The organism is Myxococcus sp. AB025B (genome assembly GCF_006518215.1).
GTDB lineage: Bacteria > Myxococcota > Myxococcia > Myxococcales > Myxococcaceae > Myxococcus > Myxococcus fulvus.
In genome coordinates this window covers 1-5,653 of sequence record NZ_SRLW01000452.1, presented here as the reverse complement: position 1 = coordinate 5,653, position 5,653 = coordinate 1, and the positions used below count along the sequence as shown (strand labels likewise).

Sequence of the window (5,653 nt, the reverse complement as noted above, 5' to 3'; positions counted from 1 at the left end):
TCTAGCTTCGTCGGCAGCGTCAGATGTGTATAAGAGAAAGCCATCAACCAGGTCCACCGCCTCATTTCGTAAGGGCCCTCCAACAACGAACAGGCCCTGGCTCCCCCGAGCCCGAAGGCCGCTTCAATGGAGGCGCACATGAAGAGGAACGCCTGGAATCGCCGTGGCATCACCCTGGCGCTGGCCGCCACGCTGTCCGCGCTCGTCGGCTGCGGAGACGACGACGAGACGCCGCCCGACCCGACGCCGTCCACCCAGGCGAAGCTGCGCGTCGTGCACGCGTCGCCGGACGCGCCCGCCGTGGACATCTACGCGGAGGGCAACTCCACGCCACTGTTCACCAACGTGCGTTACGGCGACACCACGTCCTACGCCACGGTGCCGACGGGGACGTACAACGTGCAGGTGCGCGCGGCGGGCTCGGCGGCCACGTCCGCGCCCGTCTATTCCACCGGTCCCCTGACGCTGACGAAGGACCAGAGCGTGAGCGCGGTGGCCGCGGGCCTGCTCACCGCCACCGACAGCGCGAGCGGCTTCCGCGTGCTGCCCCTCACCGAGGGCTTCGGCGCGCCCGCGGAGGGCCGTGCTCGGGTGCGCATCGTCCACGCGGGCGCGGACGCGCCCACGGTCGCACTGGACGTGGGCGACGACGGCAGCTCTGAAATCACCAGCCTGGCGCGCTTCCAGGACACGGGGGCCGCGGGCGTGGAGCTGCCCTCCGGACAGTCGCTCCAGGTGGGGGTGCGCACGACCGACAACCAGAAGGTGACGTCCTTCACCGTGCCCGCCCTGCCCTCGCGCGGCGAGGTGTTCGTCATCGCCACGGGCAGGCTGTCCGAGAAGGCGCACGCCCCCGCGGGCTTCGGGCTGCTCGCCGCGGGCGTCGGGCTGGTCCGCCAGAACCCCGTCGTCTACGCGCTGCACGCCTCGCCGGATGCGCCCTCCGTGGACGTCTTCGTCGGCAACGCGGAGCTGGTGGATGACCTGACCTTCGGCGAGCTGTCCGCGCCCATCCAGGTGCCGCCGGGCAGCTACACCCTGGACTTCTTCGCCAGCGCCTCCGGGAGCACGCGCCCCTCGGGCGCCCCCGCCGCCAGCCGGCCCACGCCCGCGCTGGTCGCCGGTGAGCGCTACCTGGTCCTCGCCTCCGGCTTCCTGAGCCCCGCGGCGGACGACCCGGCGGACTCCACCTTCGAGCTGCTCGCCTTCACGGAGGGCTTCACGCCCGACACCGACAGCCTGCGGCTGCGCGTGGTGCACGCCTCGCCGGACGCGCCCGTGGTGGACGTGTCGCCGGTGGAGAACGGCGTCGTCCCGGCCAGCGCCGCCTTCGATGACCTCCCCTACCGGCTGGCCACCTCGGTGGAGGGCCGGGAGCTGCCCGGCGCCCAGCTGCTGGTGGGCGTGGCGGCGGCCAACTCCGCCGACCGCTCGCCGGTGGCGCGGTTCCAGTTGGACACCAGCGCGTTCCTGGGCCGGGGCGTCTTCGCGGTGGCTGCGGGCGCGCTGTCGCCCTCGACGGGGAGCGAGGCGGCCTTCCGGTTGGTGCTGGTGGACACGAGCACCACGCCCTGGAGCGCGCTCAACGTGCATCCGCAGCCGTAACGCATTTTCCCGCCGTCCGTCTGCGAGGACATCCAGGCCAGCAAGCTGGCGCCGCGCAAGCCTCGTGCCCGCGGCGCCAGTCGTCCGTTCTGTCGTCGGAAGGGAGGCTCCATGAAGCGCCGCGTCGCGCCCATCCTGCTGCTCCTCTCCGCGCTGACGGGCGCGTGCCTGGACCCCATCCGGAGCGCTCCGACGGACGCGTGCGTGGAGGACACCGAGCCGTGTCCGGAACCAGACACCGAGCCGAGGGGCGTGGCGCGGAAGGTGACGGTGGGACGGCAGCACGCGTGCGCGCTGCTGGAGAGCGGCGGCGTGCGGTGCTGGGGCGGCACGGGGCTGGTGGGCGACGGCACGCGCGCGCTGCGGGCCTCGGCCGTGGCGGTGAAGGGCCTGTCCACCGGAGTGCTCGGCGTCTCCGCTGGCGCGGACCACACCTGCGCGGTGCTGGAGGGCGGCACCGTGCGCTGCTGGGGGGACAACACGTCAGGGCAGCTGGGCCAGGCCTCGCTGTCGTCGTCGCTGGAGCCCCTGGATGTCGGCGGCGTGGGCTCCAACGTGCTGACGGTCGCCTCGGGTGAGGCGCACACGTGCGCGCTGCACGCGGGGGGACAGGTGACGTGCTGGGGCGACAACTCACGACTCCAATTGGGCGCGTCGGAGGTGAGCGGGCGGAGCTACACGCCCGTCGAGGTGCGGGGCCTGCCCGCGAACCTCACGGTGCTCGCGGCGGGCGCGTACCACACCTGCGCGGCCACCACGGCGGGCGAGGCGTGGTGCTGGGGCGACAACACCTACGGCGAGCTGGGGGATGGGCTCGCGGGCGTGGGCTTGAAGTCGCCGCCCGTCCGGGCGCGGAGCCTGGCCCTGCCCGTGAGGGCGCTGACGGCGGGCAAGGGACACACCTGCGCGCGCGTGGGCGACGGCGCGGTGGAGTGCTGGGGCTTCAATGCCTCCGGGGCGCTGGGGGATGACACCGCGCTCGACAGCACGGTGCCGGTGCGTCCGGTGGGGTTGACGGCGGACATGCGGCAGGTGCGCGCGGGCACGGGCTTCACCTGCGCGCTGAGCGCCGAGGGACGGGTGCGCTGCTGGGGCCTGAACGAGGCCGGGCAGCTCGGCGACGGGACGCGGGTGCATCGCGCGGCGCCGGTGGACGTGTCGGGCCTGGCGAACGAGGTGGTGGACCTGGGCACGGGTGTGACGAGCACGTGCACGGTGCTGCGGGATGGGCGCGTGCAGTGCTGGGGCGCCAACGCCGCCGGGCAGCTGGGTGACGGGACACAGACGGAGCGCGCCGGGCCCGTCGAGGTCCAGGGGCTCGAGGCCCCTTGAGGGGAGGACGGCATGTCGCTGTTGAGGGACGACCCGCGGTTGCTGCAGGCCTTCCGCCGAGGAGAACCGGAGGCGCTCGCGCGCGTCTATCGGGCCTACTCCGCGCACGTGGCGCGGTTCCTGTCGCGCACGTACGTGTCCCACGGGCCCGGGGGACTGGGACGCGTGGGTCCGCTGGACCTGGAGGCCGCGCACCAGGAGACCTTCGTGCGCGCCTTCCGTGAGCAGGCGCGGCTGGCGTACGACGGCGTGCGGCCGTATTCGACGTGGCTCAACGCGGTGGCGAAGCAGGCGGCGGTGGACGTGCTGCGCTCGGCGGGCCGCATCGCGCGCGAGGCGGTGGCGCTGGATGACACGCCGATGGCGGAGCGGCTGGCGAGCACGTCGCCTTCCCCCGAGGACCGGGCGCTGGAAGGGGAGCTGCGGGAGCTGGTGAGGCGCTTCCTCGCGGGGCTCGACGAGGGGACGCGGCGGTTGGCGGACCTGCGCTTCGTGCAGGGGTTGTCCCAGGAGCGCGCGGGGCTGCTGTTGGGGTGGTCCCGACAGGAGCTGAGGACGCGCGAGATGAAGCTGCGGCGCGCGATGACGGCGTTCCTCGTGGAGGAGGGCTGGCTGGTGGCGGAGTCGCCCGATGGGCTGCCTTCCGCCGCGGCCACGGCCGCGATGGTGGCCCTGCTCTTCCCCCTCTTCGTGCCCTGACGAGAGCGAGTTGCCCATGGCCTTGTTCACTCCCCACGTGGACCGACAGCTCGTCCACCTCGCCAACGACGGCACCCTGCCTCCGCGACAGTGGAGCCGGGTGCTGAGCCATGCGCGGGGCTGCGAGCGCTGTGGCGCCCGCTATGAGCAGGTGATGAACCTGCGCCGCGTGTTCGCGCGGGACACCGTCACCGAGCCGACCCCGGGAGAGCTGGAGCGGCTGTCCACGCACGGCCTGCAGGCGGTGCTGGGGGCGCTGGAGCGGCGTGAGGTCTCGGCGTCCGTGGACGTGACGAAGGGCCCATGGGCGCGCGTGGTCGAGTGGGTGCGCGGGGCGTGGGACCTGCCATCGCTCGGGCACGTGGGCACGGCGTGGGTGCTGGCGCTGATGGTGTCCGCCGGGGTGCTGTGGACGGGCGTGCCTGAAGACACGGGAGAGTGGGCGGCGCGCGGCGAGGGCCCCGGCACCGCGGTGCTGCGGCTGTTCTGCGTGCCGTCGGACGCGGAGCTGCGTGAAGTGCGCGGACAGGGCACGTGTCCTTCGGGAGCGTCCCTCGCGTTCGCGGCGGGCGTGCGGGCGCCGTACACGCATGTCGCGGTGGTGGTGCGCACGCAGCAGGGCTCGCGCGTGGAGGGGCCGTTCGAGGTGAAGGCGGCTCCGGGCGCGGAGGCCGCGCTGGACATCACGCCACGGCTGCCCGCGTCGGGCGAGGTGGAGCTGACCGCAATCTTCGCGTCGAGCGCGAGCGTCGCGCTCTCGGCCGCGCGCGGAGAGACGGTGCAGGGCGAAGTGGTCCAGGTGCGGCACAGGGTTCGAGTGGGGGGCGGCAAGCCATGACGCACTGGATGGAAGGGGAGCGTGGAGGCGCGCACGAAGGGCCCAGGAGGGAGTCGCCGGGCACGAGGCGGCTCGGAGCATCGCGGCGCATGCGGGAGTCTCTGAGATGGCTCGGAGCATCGCGCCCCCTCCATGAGTGCACCGTCACATCGCGGCGCGTGACGCACACCTCGGGCCGCATCGAGCTGTGGCAACTCGAAGCCTCATCCATCCAAGAGCGCATCGACACGGAACGAATCGGCACGTCGAGCTGCGTGACGCGCACTCCATGCAGCATGGAGATTCGCTCCCTCTCCAGGTCCCGGGGGCGGCGATGAGTCGAGAGCGCGACTCACTCCTCGGGCGGTCATGCGCGCTGCTGCTCCTGTGCACGGCGACGATGAGCGCCGCGCAGGCCGAGAATCCGGCCTCGCCGGAGCCGTCTCCCGTGCGACGCGCCTTGGTCGTCGCCTACAACGGCAGCGACACCCCGGGCATGCCGCCGCTGCGCTACGCGGATGACGACGGCGTGCGCTGGGCCGAGACGCTGCGCCGGCTCGGCGTGGACGTGGTCCTGCTCACCGTCCCCGACGCCGAGACCGCCCAGGCCGAGCGCGAGCGGCTGGCCGACGCCCGCCTCCCCACGCTCACGGTGCTCGATGAGACCGTGGACCAGCTCGCGCGTCGCAACGCCGAGGACCGCGCCGCCGGGCGCACCGTGGACTTCCTCTTCATCTACGTGGGCCATGGCCGCACCGGCGAGTCGGGCCGCGCCTATCTCACGCTCGCCGACGGACAGCTGGACCAGGAGGGCCTCTACTCGCGCGTGGTGGAGAAGCTCGATGCGGACTACGTGCACCTGCTCGTCGATGCGTGCCACGCGGCGGGCGTCGTCGGCAGTCGCGGCGGAGACCCGCTCGTGCTGCGCAGGCTGCGACGCGCGCTGGAACAGGAGCAGCTCGCCGGCCACCCCCGCGTGGGCGCCATCTTCGCGGAGAGCACCGAGGGCGAGACGCACGAATGGTCCCGCATCCGCGCGGGCGTCTTCAGTCACGCGGCGCGCTCGGCGCTGCTCGGCGGCGCGGACGTCAACGGCGATGGTCGCGTCGAGTACAGCGAACTGGACGCCTTCGTCGCCGCCGCCATCCGCGGCGTGAAGTCTCCCCAGGCCCGGCTCGCCGTGCGCACCTTCCCTCCCGC

5 protein-coding genes are annotated in these 5,653 nt (G+C 73.3%); all 5 read left to right on the top strand.

The features are described 5' to 3' along the window. Window positions 1-138 precede the first annotated feature (138 nt). The gene (locus FL311_RS40545) at window positions 139-1,605 is read left to right on the top strand and encodes a DUF4397 domain-containing protein (protein WP_194869580.1); all 1,467 of its coding nucleotides are present in this window, start codon (window positions 139-141) and stop codon (window positions 1,603-1,605) included. Between the two features lie 111 nt (window positions 1,606-1,716). Further along, complete coding sequence (locus tag FL311_RS40540) at window positions 1,717-2,937, top strand: chromosome condensation regulator RCC1 (protein WP_141332988.1); 1,221 nt, start codon at window positions 1,717-1,719, stop codon at window positions 2,935-2,937. A gap of 12 nt (window positions 2,938-2,949) precedes the next feature. Continuing rightward, window positions 2,950-3,636: an RNA polymerase sigma factor gene (locus FL311_RS40535; RefSeq protein ID WP_141332987.1), complete on the top strand. Its 687-nt coding sequence runs from the start codon at window positions 2,950-2,952 to the stop codon at window positions 3,634-3,636. Window positions 3,637-3,652: 16 nt separating this feature from the next. After that, window positions 3,653-4,474 (top strand): hypothetical protein, encoded by an 822-nt coding sequence (locus tag FL311_RS40530; RefSeq protein WP_153882725.1) that lies wholly within the window; start codon window positions 3,653-3,655, stop codon window positions 4,472-4,474. Between the two features lie 427 nt (window positions 4,475-4,901). Continuing rightward, a partial coding sequence (locus FL311_RS40525) for a caspase family protein (protein ID WP_141332985.1) occupies window positions 4,902-5,653 on the top strand: 752 nt, incomplete at its 3' end.

Excerpts from the sequence above, each read along its gene's own strand:
- FL311_RS40545 (WP_194869580.1), top strand. The coding sequence starts at position 139 with ATGAAGAGGAACGCCTGGAATCGCCGTGGCATCACCCTGGCGCTGGCC.
- FL311_RS40540 (WP_141332988.1), top strand. The coding sequence starts at position 1,717 with ATGAAGCGCCGCGTCGCGCCCATCCTGCTGCTCCTCTCCGCGCTGACG.
- FL311_RS40535 (WP_141332987.1), top strand. The coding sequence starts at position 2,950 with ATGTCGCTGTTGAGGGACGACCCGCGGTTGCTGCAGGCCTTCCGCCGA.
- FL311_RS40530 (WP_153882725.1), top strand. The coding sequence starts at position 3,653 with ATGGCCTTGTTCACTCCCCACGTGGACCGACAGCTCGTCCACCTCGCC.